Annotated in this window: 33 protein-coding genes; 1 reads left to right on the top strand and 32 read right to left on the bottom strand. The window is 42.5% G+C overall.

Annotated elements, in window-relative coordinates; all coding sequences use genetic code 11:
- Positions 1-160: 160 nt before the first annotated feature.
- Positions 161-1,147, bottom strand: coding sequence for an Rgg/GadR/MutR family transcriptional regulator (locus IGJ25_RS02540; RefSeq protein ID WP_010748619.1), 987 nt, complete (start codon positions 1,145-1,147; stop codon positions 161-163).
- A 311-nt stretch (positions 1,148-1,458) separates the two neighbouring features.
- Between IGJ25_RS02540 and IGJ25_RS02535 the strand changes: the two genes are divergently transcribed.
- On the top strand, positions 1,459-2,772 hold the full coding sequence (locus tag IGJ25_RS02535; RefSeq protein WP_081116104.1) for an MFS transporter: 1,314 nt from the start codon (positions 1,459-1,461) through the stop codon (positions 2,770-2,772).
- A 57-nt stretch (positions 2,773-2,829) separates the two neighbouring features.
- Here the strand turns inward: IGJ25_RS02535 and truA are convergent, their stop codons facing one another.
- From truA to rplD, 31 genes are all read right to left on the bottom strand, one after another.
- Positions 2,830-3,576, bottom strand: a complete 747-nt coding sequence (gene truA / locus IGJ25_RS02530; protein ID WP_010748617.1) for a tRNA pseudouridine(38-40) synthase TruA — start codon at positions 3,574-3,576, stop codon at positions 2,830-2,832.
- A gap of 155 nt (positions 3,577-3,731) precedes the next feature.
- Entirely contained in the window at positions 3,732-4,529 is a 798-nt protein-coding gene (locus tag IGJ25_RS02525) for an energy-coupling factor transporter transmembrane component T family protein (RefSeq protein ID WP_005227113.1), read from the bottom strand.
- Positions 4,519-5,385, bottom strand: coding sequence for an energy-coupling factor ABC transporter ATP-binding protein (locus tag IGJ25_RS02520; protein ID WP_005232516.1), 867 nt, complete (start codon positions 5,383-5,385; stop codon positions 4,519-4,521). Before IGJ25_RS02520 ends, IGJ25_RS02525 begins: the two co-directional genes overlap by 11 nt.
- On the bottom strand, positions 5,361-6,197 hold the full coding sequence (locus IGJ25_RS02515; protein ID WP_225000636.1) for an energy-coupling factor ABC transporter ATP-binding protein: 837 nt from the start codon (positions 6,195-6,197) through the stop codon (positions 5,361-5,363). The genes IGJ25_RS02520 and IGJ25_RS02515 overlap by 25 nt, the downstream gene beginning before the upstream one ends.
- Positions 6,198-6,468: 271 nt before the next feature.
- Positions 6,469-6,849 (bottom strand): 50S ribosomal protein L17, encoded by a 381-nt coding sequence (gene rplQ / locus IGJ25_RS02510; RefSeq protein ID WP_003128038.1) that lies wholly within the window; start codon positions 6,847-6,849, stop codon positions 6,469-6,471.
- Positions 6,850-6,919: 70 nt separating this feature from the next.
- Positions 6,920-7,858, bottom strand: a complete 939-nt coding sequence (locus tag IGJ25_RS02505; RefSeq protein ID WP_008376367.1) for a DNA-directed RNA polymerase subunit alpha — start codon at positions 7,856-7,858, stop codon at positions 6,920-6,922.
- 79 nt (positions 7,859-7,937) lie between these two features.
- Positions 7,938-8,327 carry a 30S ribosomal protein S11 gene (gene rpsK, locus IGJ25_RS02500; protein WP_005227104.1) on the bottom strand — a complete coding sequence of 130 codons (390 nt, stop codon included), beginning with the start codon at positions 8,325-8,327 and terminating at the stop codon, positions 7,938-7,940.
- 27 nt (positions 8,328-8,354) lie between these two features.
- Positions 8,355-8,720: a 30S ribosomal protein S13 gene (rpsM, locus tag IGJ25_RS02495; RefSeq protein WP_005227102.1), complete on the bottom strand. Its 366-nt coding sequence runs from the start codon at positions 8,718-8,720 to the stop codon at positions 8,355-8,357.
- 17 nt (positions 8,721-8,737) lie between these two features.
- Positions 8,738-8,854: a 50S ribosomal protein L36 gene (gene rpmJ, locus IGJ25_RS02490; protein ID WP_002288710.1), complete on the bottom strand. Its 117-nt coding sequence runs from the start codon at positions 8,852-8,854 to the stop codon at positions 8,738-8,740.
- A 32-nt stretch (positions 8,855-8,886) separates the two neighbouring features.
- The gene (infA, locus tag IGJ25_RS02485) at positions 8,887-9,105 is read right to left on the bottom strand and encodes a translation initiation factor IF-1 (RefSeq protein ID WP_002288695.1); all 219 of its coding nucleotides are present in this window, start codon (positions 9,103-9,105) and stop codon (positions 8,887-8,889) included.
- A 188-nt stretch (positions 9,106-9,293) separates the two neighbouring features.
- Entirely contained in the window at positions 9,294-9,938 is a 645-nt protein-coding gene (locus tag IGJ25_RS02480) for an adenylate kinase (protein ID WP_005227100.1), read from the bottom strand.
- A gap of 60 nt (positions 9,939-9,998) precedes the next feature.
- Positions 9,999-11,294: a preprotein translocase subunit SecY gene (gene secY / locus IGJ25_RS02475; protein WP_005227099.1), complete on the bottom strand. Its 1,296-nt coding sequence runs from the start codon at positions 11,292-11,294 to the stop codon at positions 9,999-10,001.
- Complete coding sequence (gene rplO / locus IGJ25_RS02470; protein ID WP_003128016.1) at positions 11,294-11,734, bottom strand: 50S ribosomal protein L15; 441 nt, start codon at positions 11,732-11,734, stop codon at positions 11,294-11,296. Before rplO ends, secY begins: the two co-directional genes overlap by 1 nt.
- 40 nt (positions 11,735-11,774) lie before the next feature.
- Positions 11,775-11,954 (bottom strand): 50S ribosomal protein L30, encoded by a 180-nt coding sequence (gene rpmD, locus IGJ25_RS02465; protein WP_003128015.1) that lies wholly within the window; start codon positions 11,952-11,954, stop codon positions 11,775-11,777.
- 13 nt (positions 11,955-11,967) lie between these two features.
- On the bottom strand, positions 11,968-12,468 hold the full coding sequence (gene rpsE, locus IGJ25_RS02460; RefSeq protein WP_003128014.1) for a 30S ribosomal protein S5: 501 nt from the start codon (positions 12,466-12,468) through the stop codon (positions 11,968-11,970).
- Positions 12,469-12,488: 20 nt separating this feature from the next.
- Positions 12,489-12,845 (bottom strand): 50S ribosomal protein L18, encoded by a 357-nt coding sequence (gene rplR, locus IGJ25_RS02455; protein ID WP_005227097.1) that lies wholly within the window; start codon positions 12,843-12,845, stop codon positions 12,489-12,491.
- Between the two features lie 57 nt (positions 12,846-12,902).
- Positions 12,903-13,439 carry a 50S ribosomal protein L6 gene (gene rplF / locus IGJ25_RS02450; RefSeq protein WP_005227095.1) on the bottom strand — a complete coding sequence of 179 codons (537 nt, stop codon included), beginning with the start codon at positions 13,437-13,439 and terminating at the stop codon, positions 12,903-12,905.
- Positions 13,440-13,470: 31 nt separating this feature from the next.
- The gene (gene rpsH, locus IGJ25_RS02445; protein ID WP_005227093.1) at positions 13,471-13,869 is read right to left on the bottom strand and encodes a 30S ribosomal protein S8; all 399 of its coding nucleotides are present in this window, start codon (positions 13,867-13,869) and stop codon (positions 13,471-13,473) included.
- A 32-nt stretch (positions 13,870-13,901) separates the two neighbouring features.
- Positions 13,902-14,087 carry a type Z 30S ribosomal protein S14 gene (locus tag IGJ25_RS02440; RefSeq protein ID WP_003128010.1) on the bottom strand — a complete coding sequence of 62 codons (186 nt, stop codon included), beginning with the start codon at positions 14,085-14,087 and terminating at the stop codon, positions 13,902-13,904.
- Positions 14,088-14,105: 18 nt separating this feature from the next.
- Positions 14,106-14,645 carry a 50S ribosomal protein L5 gene (gene rplE / locus IGJ25_RS02435; RefSeq protein ID WP_005227088.1) on the bottom strand — a complete coding sequence of 180 codons (540 nt, stop codon included), beginning with the start codon at positions 14,643-14,645 and terminating at the stop codon, positions 14,106-14,108.
- A 27-nt stretch (positions 14,646-14,672) separates the two neighbouring features.
- Positions 14,673-14,984, bottom strand: a complete 312-nt coding sequence (gene rplX, locus IGJ25_RS02430; protein ID WP_003128007.1) for a 50S ribosomal protein L24 — start codon at positions 14,982-14,984, stop codon at positions 14,673-14,675.
- Between the two features lie 35 nt (positions 14,985-15,019).
- On the bottom strand, positions 15,020-15,388 hold the full coding sequence (gene rplN, locus IGJ25_RS02425; RefSeq protein WP_003128006.1) for a 50S ribosomal protein L14: 369 nt from the start codon (positions 15,386-15,388) through the stop codon (positions 15,020-15,022).
- A 60-nt stretch (positions 15,389-15,448) separates the two neighbouring features.
- Positions 15,449-15,715 carry a 30S ribosomal protein S17 gene (rpsQ, locus tag IGJ25_RS02420; protein WP_003128005.1) on the bottom strand — a complete coding sequence of 89 codons (267 nt, stop codon included), beginning with the start codon at positions 15,713-15,715 and terminating at the stop codon, positions 15,449-15,451.
- Positions 15,716-15,739: 24 nt separating this feature from the next.
- Complete coding sequence (rpmC, locus tag IGJ25_RS02415; RefSeq protein ID WP_002288664.1) at positions 15,740-15,928, bottom strand: 50S ribosomal protein L29; 189 nt, start codon at positions 15,926-15,928, stop codon at positions 15,740-15,742.
- Positions 15,918-16,352, bottom strand: coding sequence for a 50S ribosomal protein L16 (gene rplP, locus IGJ25_RS02410; RefSeq protein WP_005226918.1), 435 nt, complete (start codon positions 16,350-16,352; stop codon positions 15,918-15,920). The genes rpmC and rplP overlap by 11 nt, the downstream gene beginning before the upstream one ends.
- Before the next feature lie 2 nt (positions 16,353-16,354).
- Positions 16,355-17,011, bottom strand: a complete 657-nt coding sequence (gene rpsC / locus IGJ25_RS02405) for a 30S ribosomal protein S3 (RefSeq protein WP_005226916.1) — start codon at positions 17,009-17,011, stop codon at positions 16,355-16,357.
- A 13-nt stretch (positions 17,012-17,024) separates the two neighbouring features.
- Positions 17,025-17,372, bottom strand: a complete 348-nt coding sequence (gene rplV / locus IGJ25_RS02400) for a 50S ribosomal protein L22 (RefSeq protein ID WP_003127973.1) — start codon at positions 17,370-17,372, stop codon at positions 17,025-17,027.
- Positions 17,373-17,395: 23 nt separating this feature from the next.
- Positions 17,396-17,674, bottom strand: a complete 279-nt coding sequence (rpsS, locus tag IGJ25_RS02395; protein WP_005226914.1) for a 30S ribosomal protein S19 — start codon at positions 17,672-17,674, stop codon at positions 17,396-17,398.
- 42 nt (positions 17,675-17,716) lie between these two features.
- On the bottom strand, positions 17,717-18,550 hold the full coding sequence (gene rplB / locus IGJ25_RS02390) for a 50S ribosomal protein L2 (protein WP_005226912.1): 834 nt from the start codon (positions 18,548-18,550) through the stop codon (positions 17,717-17,719).
- A 39-nt stretch (positions 18,551-18,589) separates the two neighbouring features.
- The gene (locus IGJ25_RS02385) at positions 18,590-18,883 is read right to left on the bottom strand and encodes a 50S ribosomal protein L23 (protein ID WP_438779086.1); all 294 of its coding nucleotides are present in this window, start codon (positions 18,881-18,883) and stop codon (positions 18,590-18,592) included.
- Complete coding sequence (rplD, locus tag IGJ25_RS02380; RefSeq protein ID WP_005226910.1) at positions 18,883-19,506, bottom strand: 50S ribosomal protein L4; 624 nt, start codon at positions 19,504-19,506, stop codon at positions 18,883-18,885. The genes IGJ25_RS02385 and rplD overlap by 1 nt, the downstream gene beginning before the upstream one ends.
- Positions 19,507-19,514: the final 8 nt, after the last annotated feature.

Genomic DNA, 19,514 nt, shown 5'->3' with positions numbered 1-19,514 from the left:
CAAACGCTGACTTATGGTTGTCGCTCAATGATCGGTGAGTTTGGTTCTTTTTTTGTGCTGGCGTTCCACAGTTGTTCGCTCTAGTGGCCTTAGCCTCCACTACCGACTAGGTCCCCTTCGATGCGGGGCCAAATGCCTAGCCCGTTAGCCCTTAGAGCGTTTAGCGAAACATAAGATAACTGTTAGGTTCTTCCGCATTTTTCTTGATGGAGTGCAACGATCGCTCCCATAATTTAACCATTTTGGTTTGTTTCAAGACGCGAAAGATCGAAAGCCCTTGGTCGATTTTCAACAGTCCTTTTTCTTGATCGCCATAAATATACCAGTACCACCCTTGATAGCAAAGAAGATGCGTGCTGTTTAGCATATCTCCGCGATCTGCCAATAATTCCTCTGCAATGGTCAACACCTCTTTTGCCCACTCCAGGCGGCGAAAATTGACAAACGTCGTAAAACAACTAAAAATCAAATCCATTTGAATTTCTCGCATCAAGGACAAGCCTTGTTCTTTTTTGGTGCGGGAAATAGCGATCTGCAGTAAGTGATAGGAGGTTTCGACAGGAAACAAGAATTGAAAATACCGAAACAGTAAAATCTCATAAACGCCCCAGTTGTCTACTTTCGTAAGGTAGGAAATGACGGGGCGAGTTTTGGTGCGCAGCTTTTCCATGTAGTCACCAGAAGAGTGATTGGGTTTAAGACCTGAGAGATTGATTTCATGTATCTCCTTTGTGATCTCAAGGTACAGAAAAACAAAAGAATGCTGTTTGGAAGCGGCGATCAGTTCGCTGCGCATTTCCTCCAGCCCTTCTTTGCTTCGCTGGGCGTGGACGTTACTCAAGTAAGCTTCTTTGTTGATCCCTAAAATTCGATCCAGTAAATCCATAAATTCGCTCGTCATATAGCTGGGGAAGCTCATCAGGTTGTCGTGACTTTTTATGCCTTTTTGCTGCGCACGTAAATAATAAAACTCCTCCACCGTAACATGGATATTTTCTAATAAGCGTTCCAATCGATGAATACTGATACTTGAAGCACCTTGCTCAAATTTACTGATAAACGAGCGACTGTTTTGTTCATCCGCCACTTGAGCGATCGTATAGCCGCGCTCTTTGCGCAATTGTCGGTACAGTTTTCCTTCTTCCATAACCATCCTCCTAGCGATCAGTCTGCAAACGCCAAACCAATCTTGCTTTGCGAATGAAGCTCTGCCATTAAATGCTACTATTTTAGATTCAAATCTAGATTCAAATTTAGATTCAACCTTATAAAATGTTGAGGAACAAAATCTACGATCCCCTATTTACATACCACTCTTTTAGCTGTTAGCCACTCGTGACAGTAACCTCTGGTACGCTCCTGGTACATTTAAATTCCACTATAGTGGATTATTTTCTCTTCTTAGTATAAAGCATCCTATACTGGTTTTACAACGTAGAACGTGAAAGGATGATTTCGATGAAAGAATATCAACAAAACAAAGGCTATCGTGCCTTAGTCAACGCCGCCTTACTCAGTGGCATCGGCATGAGTTTATTTAATATCGTGTTCGTGGTTTACGCCAGTACATTACCCTTTAATGCCCTTGCTGTTTCCTTAGCCTCCATGGCACTGCTGATCCCTGATCTCTTACGGATCCTGACCGGCTATCTAGCCGATCGTACCAAAAACAAAGTGCAATGGATGATCAGCAGTCGACTATTACAAGGAGTCCTTTTTGTGGCACTCGCTTTTTTGATCCAACTGCCGCCTAGTTTATGGTCTTTCTTCCTTTTGCTAGGCATCAACATTGTATCTGATTGTTTGGGCGCTTATTGTTCTGGGTTACAGCTGCCCTTTGTTCGCCGTCTTGTGCCTGCTGATTCCTTAGACAGTGCCATGGGCTTTCAAATGGCGTGTCAAACCACCGTTCAAATCGTCTTTCAAGGCATCGGTGCTTGGGGGATCATTTTACTGAATAATAATTTTGCGGCTTTTGGTTTGATCAATGCCGTGACGTTTTTCTTAGCCGCCATCGTGATCTTCTGGAACCGCTCGCTCTTTTATGCGGTGCCTGGGAAAATCAATCAAGCACCAACACCACTCTTTCAGAATTTCTCGGAAACCTTTAAATTATTGACTGGTACAGCTTTTCTTAAAAAGATGATCCTCTTTGCCTTACTGATCAATACCTTAGCTGCTAGCACGAGCGGTCTACTAAATCTCCAGCTGTTGGATGACCTTGCGCTTTGGTTTGCCACTTATGGCAACACCGTTGCGATGGCAGGCATCGCCACTTCCATCGGCATGGTCGCTGGCGCCTTGTTTGCTGCCGACTGGTTCAAAAATACTGGTCTGGTTCGCTTGATTGCGTATACCTCCTTCGTTTTATGTCTATTGACCTTGAATTTTCTCTTCCTGCATAATCGTTGGCTCATGATTGTGCTGCTCTTTGCTGAAGGCTATCTGATTGGAAAAATCAATCCTCGCTTTTCGGCACATCTGATTCGTGAGATCGATGAAGAACATCTCGCCATCAGCAGCGGGATCTTTTCCACCATTGTGATGCTAGGGGGACCCGTCGGTCAAATGGTCTTTTTAGGCATCGGCAATCGCTATCACGTTGCTTGGAGCTGGCTGCTTTACTTGCTTTTTGCATTTTTAGTAGCGATCGCTGCCTTAGTCGCTGCCAGTACCTTAGAAAAAACACCCACCACTGCTGCGCCTAAAAATGCTGCGGAAAGGACTGAAGATTGGCAAGAAACTGCCCCTGTTTTGCCTGAGAAAAAATAAAAACACAAGCTTTCGCTTTCTCTTTTTGGACAAGAGCAGCGAAGCTTGTGTTTTTCCTTATTCATAGGCAACGTGAACCAAATACAATCCTTCTGGATGAGCTGTGGGACCTGCTGCATTTCGGTCTTTTTGCGCAATGATCGCAGGAATACTGTCAGGTGCGAGTCGTCCATTGCCGATTTTCAACAATGTGCCCACCATGATTCGGATCATCTTGTACAAAAATCCATCGCCGCGAAAGGTGAAAATCAACTCATCTCCAGCGTCATTGACCGCCATGGACGCCTCATGGATCGTCCGTGTTTTGTCATCGACGGAACTGCCCGTCGCGCAAAAACTGGTAAAGTCATGGGTGCCTAAAAAATCTGGCAACGCTCGTTGGATTTTTTCCAAATCTAGCGGATACGGATAATAGCTGGCATAATGGCGACGGAAAGGACTGCGAGGTTTCCCAATGTCTACTCGAAACTGGTAGGTTTTTTCAACGACTAAGTAGCGGGCATGGAAGGTATCGTCAACGATCTCCACCGATTTTACCGCAACATCTTCTGGTGTTTGGGTATCTAAACCAAAGCGCATTTTTTCCAGTGGGCGCTTTTGAGGGAAATCGAAGTGGATCACTTGTCCTTGCGCATGGACCCCCGCATCGGTGCGGCCAGAGCCATGAATCTGAATCGGCTGACCATTGTTCATCTTCGTTAATGTCTTTTCAATCTCTTCTTGAACCGTTCTGCCATTGGGTTGACGTTGAAATCCTTGAAAATTCGTGCCATCATAAGCGATCGTCGCTTTATAGCGGACCATTGAATCACCTGTTTCTTTCTATTTTTTCAAAAAAAGGCCTATGAGAAAAGTCTGATCGGTCGACAGGCCTTTTCGAACCAGCCGCTGGGATCGCCAGCAGCCTCGATGCTTCGTTAAGAACCTTTCGTGGGTTGACTTCAATCATAGGTCTTCGATTATCCTCTTAAGAACACTAACGCTACTGTAAAGAGCGCAAAAACGATGACAACCAATGTGTCCCGTTGATGCCAATGTAAAATCCGATACTTGGTACGCCCTTCGCCGCCTTGATAGCCTCTGGCTTCCATAGCGGTAGCTAGATCTTCCGCACGGTTAAAGCTGCTGACAAATAAAGGAATCAATAAAGGAACGATCGCCTTCATCTTCTGCAACAGTCCCCCTTCGCCGAAATCGACCCCGCGGGCACGCTGAGCATTCATAATTTTTTCTGTTTCATCCATCAAGGTTGGCACAAAGCGCAACGCGATCGACAGCATCAGTGAGATTTCATGGACAGGGAAACGGATCGCTTTTAACGGACGCAAAATGTATTCGATCGCATCTGAAAGCTCTAATGGAGGCGTCGTTAACGTCAACAAGGTCGACATGAAAATGATCAAAACAAAACGGCAAAAAATAAAAATCCCGTTTTGGACACCAAATTCTGTGATGTTAAAGATCCACCAAGACCAGTAGACGTCGCCGCCGGTAGTAAATAAAATCTGTAACGCCACAGTAAATAAAATCAGCCAAATCAAAGGACGCACGCCTCGAATAAAGAAGCCAAAATCGATTTTTGAAAAGGAGATACAAAAGAGCGTAAAAGCACCCGCTAATAAATAGCTTTGCCAATTATTCGCCAAAAAGATAATCGCGATAAAATAAAAACTAGCAATCAATTTGACTCGTGGATCTAAACGGTGGATCAAGGAGTCCCCAGGAATAAAACGACCGAAAATCAGTTTATTCATCATGGGCAGTCGCCCCCTTTGCTACTAAAACATCCGCCAGCTCATCAGCTGTTAGCGGCAACTGCTCAAATGCCAATCCTCTGGCTTGTAGTTGCTCCGCAAATGCGGTTGCTGTCGGTACCCCCAACTGCTTTTCTTGCAGCCAGGCAGTATCTTGAAACACAACGGACGGCGTGCCTGCTTTGACGAGACGTCCTTTTTCTAACACATAGACATAATCAGCATAGTTTGCCACATCATCCATCAAGTGGGTCACTAAAATGATCGTCATGTTCTTTTCCCGATGCAGGCGATCAAACATTTCCATCATCTCTTTGCGTCCTTGTGGATCTAAGCCAGCTGTCGGCTCGTCTAAGACCAAAACTTCTGGTTCCATAGCCAAGACCCCAGCAATCGCTACACGGCGCATTTGGCCCCCTGAAAGGTCAAATGGTGAACGTTCCAGAAAACTTTCATCTAAACCTACCAATTGAATGTATTCTTGGGCTAAACCTTTGGCTGCTTCTTCGGAGACCCCAAAGTTTTTCGGTCCAAAAGCGATATCTCTCGCAACAGTTTCCTCAAATAATTGGGATTCAGGAAATTGAAAAACGATCCCGACTTTTTTACGTAACGGTTTTAGATTTTTGTTGTCTGTCTCGGGTTTGATGACTCGCTCACCGATCGTGACCGTACCAGTCGTTGGTTTTAATAATGCATTCAAGTGCTGCAACAACGTAGATTTTCCGCTACCCGTATGACCGACTAAGGCGGTATAAGAGCCTTCTTTGATCTCTAAATCGATATCGAACAAAACCCGCTGTTCAAACGGAGAATGCGGTTGGTAGGTGAATCCTACTTGTTCAAAACGGATGTCCATAGCCAATCCACCATCCCTTCTTCAGTTAAGTACGCTTGCGGTACCGTGACGCCCCGCTGTTTTAGTGCCGCCTTTATTTTTTCAGGAAACGGCAGATCTAAGCCTAGCTCAATCAGTTCCGGACCTGCAGAAAAAATCTCTGCTGGTGTCCCTTCGCGGACGAGCTTTCCTTGACGCATCACCAGCACCCGATTGGCGTTGGCTGCTTCATCGATATCATGGGTGATCGAAAGCACGGTCAAATTGTTTTTCTCTTTGATTTTTTTGATCGTTGCGATCACTTCTTCACGACCTTCTGGATCTAGCATACTAGTGGCTTCATCAAGAATGATGATATCTGGGCGCAATGCAACTACGCCAGCAATGGCTACCCGCTGTTTTTGACCACCAGAAAGACGCGCGGGTTCCCGGGTCGCAAACTCGCTCATCCGTACTTGTTCCAGAGCGTCTTTGACACGAACCAGCATTTCTTCTCGCGGGATTCCTTGATTTTCCAAACCGAAAGCCACATCATCTTCCACCGTCGAACCAACGAATTGATTGTCAGGGTTTTGAAAGACCATACCGACCATTTTTCGAATATTCCAGATATTTTCTTCATTCAAAGGCAATTCGCCGACAGAAACACTGCCTTCTTGTGGCAAGATCAAGCCATTGATGGTTTTTGCTAAAGTTGATTTACCAGAGCCGTTATGGCCGATCAACGCCACCCATTCCCCTTTGTTGATGGAAAAGGATACGTTATTTAACGCGGCACGCTCTTCTTCGCTATAACGCACAGTAATAGCATTCAATTCAATGATTGGCTTCATGATAGACTCCTTCATTTGCGATTAATTCTTTCTAACACTACCAAAAAAGCGCACGTTTTTCAATGATTCACGCACGATTTGTCTCCAGATCTTTTTTTCACTTGCCATTACCTGTCTTGACAGGTAATCGAAAGTAAAAAAAAAGCACTTTATGATGAGTGCGTACACCTCGAAATACATCGAGGTGTAGGCGCTGAGCTAGACTCGGAAAGTTTCTTCCAACATCATAACACTCTTAGTAAACATCTATAAAGTGATGATAAGTGTGATTTTAAACAAGTTCTAGGATAACCATTGGTGCAGCATCTCCGCGTCTTGGTTCTGTTTTCAAGATACGAGTATATCCACCTTGGCGATCTGTGTAACGAGGAGCGATATCATTGAATAATTTTTGTAATGCTGATTCAATAACTACTTCTTCGTTTTCTTCACGTACACTTGCAACTTCATTACGAACGAATGCTGCTGCTTGACGACGTGCATGCAAATCACCACGTTTACCTAAAGTGATCATTTTTTCTGCAGTTGAACGAACTTCTTTCGCACGAGCTTCAGTCGTAACGATACGTTCGTTAATGAATAAATCAGTTGTCAAATCACGCAACATCGCTTTACGTTGGCTAGATGTGCGTCCTAGTTTACGATAACTCACGTGGTTTCCCTCCTTCACTTTCGAATGTTGTATCGGTCAGACGAACCGAACTAACGTAATCGAAAACGGTTTAATCGTCTTTACGTAGTCCTAAACCTAAATCATGTAATTTCACTTTGACCTCTTCAAGAGATTTACGGCCTAAGTTTCTTACTTTGATCATTTCTGGTTCAGATTTGTTTGTCAATTCTTGTACAGTATTGATTCCTGCACGTTTTAGACAGTTGTATGAACGAACAGATAAGTCTAATTCTTCGATCGTCATTTCCAACATTTTTTCTTTTTGTGTTTCTTCTTTCTCAACCATGATTTCAGCGTTTTTCGCTTCATCCGTTAGGTTAACAAAGATGTCTAAATGTTCAGTCATGATCTTCGCAGACAAACTCATTGCTTCCAATGGTTCGATTGAGCCATCAGTCCATATTTCCATCGTTAATTTGTCGAAATCATCCCGACGACCGACACGTGTGTTTTCTACTTGGTAGTTGACACGACGTACTGGTGTATAGATTGAATCGACTGGAAGAACGCCGATCGGCATGTCTTCTTTTTTGTTTTCGTCCGCTTGAACGTAGCCGCGGCCAGGTTTCACTGTTAAGCGAGCATGGAACGTAGCACCTTCAGAAACGGTACAGATATACATATCTTTGTTAAGGATTTCTACATCACTATCAACGATGATATCGCCAGCAGTTACTGTAGCAGGTCCTGAAATATCAATTTCAAGGGTCTTTTCTTCATCCCCGTACATTTTCAATGCAAGACCTTTAATATTCAAGATGATTTGAGCAACGTCTTCCCGAACACCCTTAACAGTTGAGAATTCGTGTAAAACTCCATCGATTTGAATATTGGTGATTGCCGCACCAGGTAAAGAAGATAATAAAATACGACGTAGGGAATTTCCTAGTGTAGTTCCGTAGCCTCTTTCAAGAGGTTCCACGATGAACTTGCCATAATCTTTGTCTTCATCAATCTTTGCGATTCTTGGTTTTTCGAATTCAATCATTCTTATCTATTACCCCTTTCAAAACGAAAAGTGTCTTGTTCAATGACGTATTTGTTACACTCAAAATGAGCAGCACTCATTAAACACGACGGCGTTTTGGAGGGCGGCATCCATTATGAGGGACTGGAGTCACGTCACGGATCGCACTCACTTCCAAACCTGCTGCTTGTAATGAACGAATTGCTGCTTCACGTCCAGAACCAGGTCCTTTAACTGTTACTTCAACAGTTCTTAATCCGTGTTCCATTGCTGCTTTGGTAGCTGTTTCTGCTGCCATTTGAGCGGCAAAAGGAGTAGATTTTTTGCTTCCTTTGAAACCTAATGAACCAGCTGATGACCATGCTAATGCATTACCATGAGTATCAGTGATCATTACGATTGTATTATTGAATGTTGAGTGAATATGTGCAATACCCGCTTCAATATTCTTTTTCACACGGCGTTTACGACTCACTTTTTTTGCTGCCATGAAGTTTTAACCTCCTTCACTTAGGAATTATTTTTTCTTGCCTGCGACTGTTTTAGACGGGCCTTTACGAGTACGTGCATTGTTTTTCGTGTTTTGTCCACGAACTGGCAATCCACGGCGATGACGGATTCCACGGTAAGAACCGATTTCCATCAATCGTTTGATGTTTAAGTTCACTTCACGACGAAGGTCACCTTCAACTTTTAATTTATCAACTTCCGCACGGATAGCATCTGTTTGTTCATTCGTTAAATCACGAACGCGAACTTCTTCAGACACGCCAGCGTCAGCTAAAATTTGTTTTGCAGTCGTGTTACCAATACCATAGATATAAGTAAGTGAAACGACCACACGTTTATCACGAGGAATATCTACTCCTGCAATACGAGCCATATTTGTTACACCTCCGATTATCCTTGACGTTGTTTATGTTTTGGATTTGCTGGGCAAATCACCATAACGCGTCCTTTACGACGAATTACTTTACAATGTTCGCACATTGGTTTTACTGATGGTCTTACTTTCATGATAATACCTCCTGTGGTTTTACGGAGTACAATTATTTAAAGCGATAAGTAATGCGGCCACGGTTCAGATCATACGGGGATAATTCCACCGTCACTTTGTCTCCAGGTAAAATACGAATGTAGTGCATCCGGATCTTACCAGAAACGGTCGCTAGAACTTGGTGTCCGTTTTCCAATTCTACTTTAAACATTGCATTCGGCAAAGTTTCGACGACTGTACCTTCGACTTCAATCATATCTTCTTTTGCCACGCACAGTACCTCCTTGTACTTGTGATTTTCACACGATAAAATGGCGGAAACTCGGTTCCCACCTGATATTCTCAAACTATGCTCCTACTTAATAAAAAGTAGAAGTCGGACTGACATATTCTATCATATCCTGTCAAAGATTTCAAGAGAAAGTTTTAAGCTGCAAGTTGGACTCGGGCAATCTATGATTAGTCAATGATCTTTTGAACATCTTCGAATACAGCGTCGATGTCGCGATCCCCATCAATCGATTGCAATAACCCTTTGTCTTTGTAATAAGTCAAAATTGGTTCACTGCTTTTGATATTGACAGCTAGACGATTTTTGACCGTCTCAGGCTTATCATCTTCACGTTGGTAGAAGTCATGACTTCCACAACGATCACATGTTCCTTCCTCTTTTGGAGGATTGAACAATTTATGATAAGTTGCCCCACAATTGCGGCACATGAAGCGGCCGGCTAAACGTTCTACAAGAACTTCTTCAGGAACATGAATATCAATAACGGCATCAAGTTTTTTGTTAAGGTCAGCTAGCATCTCATCTAACGCTTTTGCTTGATCCAATGTACGAGGAAAACCATCTAATAAGAAACCTTTCTCGGTATCAGGTTCAGCTAAACGTTCTTTAACGATCCCATTTGTAACCTCATCAGGAACTAATGCGCCTTGATCCATGTATGATTTTGCTTTAAGGCCTAGTTCTGTTTCGTTCGCCATCGCAGCCCGAAACATATCGCCTGTTGAAATATGAGGAAGACCGTATTCAGCAACGATACGTTCTGCCTGAGTACCTTTTCCAGCACCAGGTAATCCCATTAAAATGAAGTTCATTCTAATTCCTCCTGTAAGTTTTTGAATAGTGTTGAGGAAATCCTCAACACTTCAATAACTTTAATTGATGAAACCAGTATATTTCCGTTTCAGCATAAGCCCTTCTAACTGCTTGGCAGTATCAAGTGCCACACCGATAATGATCAATAGACTCGTTCCACCTAGACCGATCGATTGCGGTAGATTCCAAGCCATCTGAGCGATGATTGGAAGTAAAGCAACCAATCCTAAAAAGATCGATCCAACCGTGCTTAATCGCATCAACAAACGTGATACATATTCTTCGGTTCCTTTACCAGGACGCACACTCGGAATGTAACTTCCTTGTTTTTGCAAGTTTTCCGCTAATTTCTCAGGGTTCACTTGAACAAATGCGTAGAAGAAAGTAAACGCAACGATCAAGACAGTATAGATGATCGCACCCGGTACAGTGTTGTAACTAAAGATCGTTTGCACCACTTCGTACCAAGTTTCTCCTCTATATGAACTACCTAATGCTTGAATGATCGCATTTGGTGTTGTAATAAAAGAACTGGCAAAGATAACTGGGATAACCCCGGCAGCATTTACTTTCAAAGGAAGGTAACTGCTGGTAGGCGCTCCTGCTACCCGTTTTGTATATTGGATCGGAATCTTGCGTTCTGCTTGTTGAACATACGTTACTAAAGTAATGACGATCAACACAGCGATCACAAGCAGCGCCATAAAGATAGCATTTAGCCAGATATCCGATTGATCCACGTTAATGAAGTAATCTTCAATCAATTCTTTGATGCTTGCTGGTAAGCGTGAAATGATCCCTGCAAAGATGATCATTGACACACCGTTTCCGATACCACGCTCGGTGATCTGCTCTCCTAACCAAGTGACTAACATCGTTCCGGCTGTTAAAATCAGACCGATCACGATATAGGTTGCCATATTAGGATTGTTTACAAACCCGAGTTGAGTGTAATAGTTAAATCCAGCCGTTAATGTCATGGATTGGACAAAGCCCAATACCAACGTCAAGTAACGTGTTGCCTGATTTAGTTTCTTACGACCCACTTCACCTTGCTTCGACCATTCAACAAATTTAGGGACGATATCCATCTGCAACAACTGAATAACAATTGAGGCAGTGATGTAAGGCGAAACCCCCATCGAGAAAATCGAAAATTGTTGCATGGCGCCACCACTTACCAAGTTTAACATGTTTAAAAATGGTAGATCTGCGATGGTGTTTAGGCGACTTGCGTCTACGCCTGGCACAGTAATATGTGTTCCCAGACGAAAGACAAACAAGATTAAGACGGTGAACAATATTCTGGATCTAATATCCTTAACCTTAAAGGCATCCTTCAATAGTCTGATCATTAGATCACCTCGATTGATCCACCAGCAGCAACGATTGCTTCTTCAGCTGCTTTTGAGAATTTAGCTGCTTTCACAGTCAATTTCTTCGTTAATTCTCCGTTAGCTAATACTTTGATTCCTGCTTTTTCGTCTTTGACGATTCCAGCTTCGTGTAAAGCAACAGGTGTTACTTCAGCACCGTCTTCAAAGCGGTTCAAGACATCAAGATTGATGACTGCATATTCTTTGCGGTTCACATTTGTAAAGCCACGTTTTGGTAAACGACGGAACAATGGTGTTTGTCCACCTTCGAATCCTAGACGTACTCCGCCGCCTGAACGAGCTTTTTGACCTTTTTGTCCACGTCCAGCTGTTTTACCGTTACCAGATGAAGTTCCTCGACCGACACGGTTACGTACTTGGCGTGAGCCTTCTGATGGTTTTAATTCATGAAGTTTCATAGGTTTGGCACCTCCTTAATCAAACTAGATCTGCTGATCCTTAGACCTCTTCAACGTCCACTAAGTGAGAAACAGTGTTAACCATGCCTTTGATTGCATCATTAGCAGGTTTTACAACTGTTGAATTCAACTTTGTAAGACCTAACGCTTTTACAGTATCACGTTGGTTTTGGGGACGTCCGATAATACTGCGTTTTAAAGTAATTTTCAATTCAGCCATTATAGTGTCCTCCTTAACCGATTAATTCTTCTACTGATTTGCCGCGAAGTGCTGCCACTTCTTCAGCGCGTTTTAATTGTTTTAAACCTTCAACTGTTGCGCGAACAACGTTGATTGGTGTGTTAGAACCTAAAGATTTAGATGTGATATCAGCTACCCCAGCTAATTCCAATACGGCACGAACTGGTCCACCAGCAGCTACCCCAGAACCTTCTACAGCAGGTTTCATAAGGATGCGTCCGCCGCCGAATACACCGATAACTTCGTGAGGGATTGTAGAACCAACCATTGGTACTTCCACCAAGTTTTTCTTCGCGTCTTCGATTGCTTTACGGATTGCTTCTGGTACTTCTTGTGCTTTACCAGTACCGAAACCTACGTGTCCGTTTTTGTCACCGACAACAACTAATGCAGCAAAACGTAGACGACGTCCACCTTTAACAACTTTAGTTACACGGTTGATCGCAACAACGCGGTCTTCTAATTCCAAATGTTTTGGATCAATATAAACCATGAATGGTGTTCCTCCTTCTCTTAAAATTCCAGTCCATTTTCGCGAGCTGCTTCAGCTAAAGCTGCTACACGGCCATGGTAAAGGTATCCACCACGGTCAAAGACTACTACTTTAATACCTTTTGCTGCTGCACGTTCTGCGACTAATTTACCGACAGCTTGTGCTTGTTCAGTTTTTGTTGCACCTGAAACTTCTTTGTCTAAGGCAGAGGCACTTGCTAGCGTCACACCCGCTACGTCATCAATTACTTGTGCGTAGATGTTTTTGTTCGAACGGAACACGTTTAAGCGTGGGCACTCAGCAGTACCAGAGATTTTGTTACGTACACGACGATGTCTTTTCTGACGTGTCTTGTTTTTATCTGGTTTTGTAATCACAATTTGTCACCTCTTTTAATTTTGCTAGCCTAAGCTGCTAGTCGTAAAGAATTACGACTATTTACCAGTTTTACCTTCTTTACGGCGTACAAATTCGCCAACATAACGAATTCCTTTGCCTTTGTAAGGTTCTGGAGGACGAACGCCACGGATATTGGCAGCCAATTCGCCTACGACTTCTTTATCTGATCCTTTAACGATCACAGAAGTATTTGAAGGAACTTCGATTTCGATTCCAGCTGGCGCTTCGATTTCAACTGGATGAGAGTAACCAACGTTCAATACAAGTTTTTTCCCTTGTAATTGAGCACGGTACCCAACCCCGATTAATTCTAACGCTTTTTGGAAACCTTCAGAAACACCAACAACCATGTTGTTGAAGTTTGCACGGGTAGTTCCGTGGATAGTTTTCATTTCTTTACTATCATTTGGACGAGTGAATGTTACTTCGTTTCCTTCGATATTCATTGTGATATCAGAAGAGAAAGTACGTGTTAATTCACCTTTAGGTCCTTTAACTGTAATGTCGTTTCCGTTTTGCTTGATTTCAACACCAGCAGGAAGAACGACGATCTTATTACCGATACGACTCACTTAGAGGCACCTCCTTGTGGAATATTTTAAATTACCATACATAAGCGACTACTTCGCCGCCAACATTTTTTGCTCTAGCTTCTTTGTCAGTGATTACACCGTCAGAAGTTGAGATAATCGCGATTCCTAGACCATTCAATACTTTTGGTACTTCGTCAGCTTTGACATAAGCACGCAAGCCTGGTTTAGAGATACGTTTTAAGTTTGTGATAACACGTTCACCGTTTTTACCGTATTTAAGAAATACGCGGATCACGCCTTGTTTGTCATCTTCAATGTATTCAACATCGCGGACGAAACCTTCACGTTTCAAGATTTCAGCGATATCACGTTTGATTTTTGAAGCAGGTACTTCTAGGCTTTCGTGTTTAACCATGTTTGCGTTACGCACGCGCGTTAGAAAATCTGCAATTGGATCTGTCATGACCATGGGATAATTTACCTCCTTTATGCGAGTATAGTTTACCAGCTAGCTTTCTTCACGCCGGGAATTTGTCCTTTATAGGCAAGTTCGCGGAAGCAAATACGGCAAAGATGAAATTTACGATAAACTGAATGTGGACGTCCGCAACGTTCACAACGAGTGTATTCTTGCGTTGAGAATTTAGCAGGGCGTTTGTTTTTAGCAATCATTGATTTTTTAGCCACGTAGTTCGCCTCCTTTTTTTATTTTTGGAATGGCATGCCTAATTGTGTCAACAATTCACGAGATTCTTCATCTGTGTTTGCTGTTGTTACAATCACGATATCCATACCACGTACTTTGTCGATCAAATCATAATCTACTTCAGGGAAAATCAATTGTTCTTTGATACCTAAAGTGTAGTTTCCGCGTCCGTCGAACGCTTTTTTGCTCACACCGTGGAAGTCACGGACACGTGGCAATGACACACTTACTAGTTTATCTAAGAATTCATACATTCTTTCGCCGCGTAGTGTTACTTTCGCACCGATTGGCATTCCTTCACGTAAACGGAATCCTGCGATAGATTTTTTCGCTTTTGTGATCAATGGTTTTTGACCTGAGATCAATTGTAATTCTTCAACAGCTTTGTCTAAGTTTTTAGCATTAGAAACAGCGTCACCGACACCCATGTTGATAACGATTTTATCAACTTTTGGTGCTTCCATGATTGAGCTGTAGTTAAATTTGTCCATTAATGATGGGACAACTTCTTTTGAATATTTTTCTTTAAGGCGGTTCATCTGTTAGCCCCTCCTTCCTTCATCAGATTATTTATCAAGAACTTCTCCGGTTTTCTTAGAAACGCGGACTTTTTTGCCGTCAACTTCTTTGTAACCGACACGCGTAGCTTCACCGTTCGATGGATCAACCACCATCACGTTAGAAACATGAATTGGTGCTTCCATTTCAACGATTCCGCCTTGAGGAGCAGTTTGAGAAGGTTTTTGGTGTTTTTTGACAACATTGACACCTTCAACAACGACTTTGTCTTTTTTAGGAAACGCTGCTAGCACAACGCCTTCTTTGTTTTTGTCTTTACCAGTGATAACTTTAACTTTATCGCCTTTTTTAACAAACATGTTTGTTTCGCACCTCCTTTAGATAAGAATCACTATTACAATACTTCTGGTGCTAGGGAAACGATCTTCATAAAGTTGCCTTCACGCAATTCGCGGGCAACTGGGCCAAAGATACGAGTTCCACGAGGGCTCTTATCGTCACGGATAATAACCGCAGCATTTTCATCGAATTTGATGTATGAACCGTCTGTACGACGAGCTCCTGATTTAGTACGAACGATAACGGCTTTAACGACGTCACCTTTTTTGACAACCCCACCTGGCGTTGCTTGTTTAACCGTAGCAACAATCACGTCACCAATATTGGCAGTTTTACGACCAGATCCGCCAAGGACTTTGATCGTTAGAATTTCACGGGCACCTGAGTTGTCCGCCACTCTTAATCGGCTTTCTGCTTGGATCACGATGTGTATCCTCCTTTCAGATTTTGCAATTCACAATCTATATAGGAAAATCTCGTGTGATTAGATAATCACTGCCTTTTCAACAATCTCTACTAGACGGAAACGTTTCGTAGCTGATAATGGACGAGTTTCCATAATTTTCACGATATCGCCAACTTTTGCTTCGTTGTTTTCATCGTGTGCTTTGTATTTCTTAGAATAGTTCAGACGTTTGCCGTAGATAGGGTGGTTTTTCTTTGTTTCAACGACAACAGTGATAGTTTTATCCATTTTGTCTGATACCACGCGACCTTGGTAAACTTTGCGTTGATTTCTTTCTTCAGTCATACGCTAAATGGCCTCCTTCCACTATTACTTAGCTTGTTCACGCAATACTGTTTTAATGCGTGCAATCGATTTACGTACTTCTTTGATACGTGCAGTGTTTTCTAATTGACCTGTTGCTAATTGGAATCTAAGATTGAACAATTCTTCTTTCAATTGTTTTTCTTGATCTAGCATTTCGGCAGTGGTTAATTCTCTGATTTCTTTAACCTTCATTCGATTCACCACCCATTTCCTCACGTTTTACGATCTTCGTTTTCACTGGTAATTTGTGAGAAGCAAGACGTAGCGCTTCGCGCGCAACTTCTTCAGGTACACCGGCAATTTCAAACATGATTTTACCACGTTTAACTGGTGATACCCATCCTTCAGGAGCCCCTTTACCAGAACCCATACGTACCCCGATAGCTTTGGCAGTATAAGATTTGTGAGGGAAAATTTTGATCCATACTTTCCCGCCACGTTTCATATAACGAGTCATTGCGATACGGGCAGCTTCGATTTGACGGTTTGTGATCCAGTGTGATTCAACAGCTTGTAAGCCGTATTCACCGAATGCTACTTCTTTTCCGCCTTTCGCTTCGCCACGCATTTTTCCGCGGAACTCACGACGGTGTTTTACACGTTTAGGTACTAACATGTTTATTTCCCTCCTTTCTCAGTGTTCTTTTTAGTTGGAAGAACTTCTCCACGATAAATCCACACTTTAACTCCTAGTTTTCCGTATGTTGTATCTGCTTCTTCCCATGCGTAATCAATGTCCGCACGTAATGTATGAAGTGGAACGGTTCCTTCTGAGTAACCTTCTGAACGAGCGATATCCGCACCATTTAGACGGCCAGAAACTTGTGTTTTGATTCCTTTAGCGCCAGAACGCATTGTGCGTTGGATCGCTTGTTTTTGAGCACGACGGAAAGCAACACGGTTTTCTAATTGACGTGCGATTCCTTCGCCTACTAATTTAGCATCTAAATCTGGTTTTTTGATTTCAACGATGTTGATGTGAACTCGTTTGCCAGTTAGGCTATTTAATTCTTTTCTTAGGTTTTCGACTTCAGATCCGCCTTTACCGATAACCATACCTGGTTTAGCTGTGTGGATTGAAATATTCACGCGGTTTGCTGCACGCTCGATCTCAACTGTAGACACAGCGGCATCAGCAAGTTTAGATGCGATAAATTTACGGATTTTCAAATCTTCATGTAGAAATTCAGCATACTCTTTTTCAGCATACCATTTAGCATCCCAGTCACGGATGATGCCTACACGCATTCCAATTGGATGTACTTTTTGACCCACTGATTGTCCCTCCTTATTTTTCTGATACGACTACAGTAATATGACTTGTACGTTTGTTGATCGGTGAAGCTGAACCTTTCGCACGTGGACGGAAACGTTTCATCGTTGGTCCTTCGTTTACGAATGCTTCAGAAACAATCAAGTTTTCAACATCTAAGTCAAAATTATTTTCTGCATTGGCAATAGCTGACATCAAGACTTTCTCGATGATTCCAGCTGCTTTATTTGGTGTGAACTTTAAGATCGCGATTGCTTCAGCAACGCTTTTCCCTCTGATTAAGTCAATAACTAGACGAGATTTACGAGGAGAAACGCGGACTGTTTTAGCAGTTGCTTTCGCTGATGTGATTTGTTCTGCCATTTTTGGATATCCTCCCCTCAAAATTAGCGTCTTGTTTTCTTATCATCGGCAGCATGTCCGCGATAAGTTCTTGTTGGTGCAAATTCACCTAATTTGTGTCCTACCATGTCTTCTTGGATGTAAACTGGTACATGTTTCCGTCCATCATACACAGCAATTGTAAATCCGATAAAATTAGGGAAAATTGTAGAACGACGTGACCAAGTTTTGATCACTTTTTTCTTTTCAGCGCCTTCTTGTGCTTCGACCTTTTTCATCAAATGGTCATCGACAAAAGGTCCTTTTTTCAAACTACGACCCATGGTGTACCTCCTCTCAAAATGTGCGACACACGGTCAAGTATATTACTTAGTTTTACGACGACGAACGATAAGTTTGTCTGATTTTGCTTTTTTGTTACGTGTTTTGTAACCAAGTGCAGGTTGTCCCCAAGGAGAAACTGGTGCTTTACGTCCGATTGGTGCTTTACCTTCACCACCACCGTGTGGGTGATCATTAGGGTTCATTACGCTACCACGTACAGTTGGACGTTTGCGCATCCAACGAGAACGACCGGCTTTACCGATGTTGATCAATTCGTGTTGTTCATTACCAACAGAACCGATTGTTGCACGACATGATGCTAAGATCATCCGTACTTCACCAGAGTTCAAGCGGATCAATACGTATTTGCCTTCTTTACCAAGTACTTGAGCACTTGTTCCAGCTGAACGAATCAATTGTCCACCTTTACCAGGTTTCATTTCGATGTTGTGGATAACAGTACCGACTGGAATGTTTTCTAGTGGTAATGCATTCCCTACTTTAATATCTGCATCTGGACCAGAAACGACAGTCATGCCAACTTCTAATCCTTTAGGTGCTAAGATGTATGCTTTTACTCCATCCTCGTAATGTACTAACGCAATGTTAGCAGAACGGTTTGGATCATATTCAATCGTTTTAACTGTAGCAACGACGTTGTCTTTGTTACGTTTGAAATCGATCAAACGGTATTGACGTTTGTGACCGCCACCTTGATGACGAACCGTGATACGTCCGTTGTTGTTACGACCAGCATTGTTTTTCAAAGGAGCTAACAATGTTTTTTCTGGTGTTGAAGTTGTGATTTCAGCGAAATCAGAACTTGTCATATTACGACGGCCGTTCGTGGTAGGTTTGTACTTTTTAATCGCCACGTCTTTTTCCCTCCCATGTAAAGTTTATGCGTGAGTTGCTTATTCAGCAGCTTCGAAAATTTGGATTTCTTTAGAATCTTCAGTTAAAGTCACAACAGCTTTGCGACGTTTTTTTGTATATCCTGCATATTTACCCATGCGTTTGAATTTCGGACGAACGTTGATGATGTTCACGTTTGCCACTTTCACTCCGTCAAAGGCAGCTTCTACAGCTTGTTTTACTAAAGTTTTGTTAGCTTTTGAGTCCACTTCAAAAGTGTATTTCTTGTCATCCATGGCAAGCATTGATTTTTCAGTGATCACTGGGCGTTTAATAACGTCTAGTAAGTCCATTATGCAAGCACCTCCTCGATCTGAGTAAGAGCAGTTTGTGTCACTAACATTTTGTCGTTAGAAACGATGTCTAAAACACTAATGTTATCAGCAGTAACTACAGAAACTTTTGGCAAGTTGCGCGCAGATAAAGCGGCAAAGTCGTTTTCAGATTCTAAAACTACCAATACTTTAGAGTCAATTGTCAAGTTAGCTAAAACTTGTTTGAATTCTTTTGTTTTTGGAGCATCAAAGCTTAACCCTTCTACTGCTACCAAGTTATTTGAAGCAACTTTTTCTGACAATACAGATTTCATTGCTAAGCGACGAACTTTTTTAGGAAGTTTGTAGCTATATGAACGTGGTGTTGGTCCGAAGACTACGCCACCTCCACGCCATTGTGGTGAACGGATTGAACCTTGACGGGCACGTCCAGTTCCTTTTTGGCGCCATGGTTTACGGCCACCGCCACGAACGGCACTGCGGTTTTTCACAGCGTGTGTTCCTTGTCTTAATGAAGCGCGTTGCATGATGATTGCATCATAGACAACTGATTCATTTGGTTCGATTCCGAAGATTTCTTCGTTCAATGTAATTTCGCCATTTTGGCTTCCATCTTGTTTGAATAATGCTACATTCGGCATTCCTTAGT

Origin of the sequence: Enterococcus sp. DIV0240d (assembly GCF_051711245.1) — a bacterium.
Taxonomy (GTDB): Bacteria; Bacillota; Bacilli; order Lactobacillales; family Enterococcaceae; genus Enterococcus_D; species Enterococcus_D casseliflavus.
The sequence above is the reverse complement of the archived record's forward strand: the minus strand, read 5'-3'. Positions and strand labels throughout refer to the sequence as shown.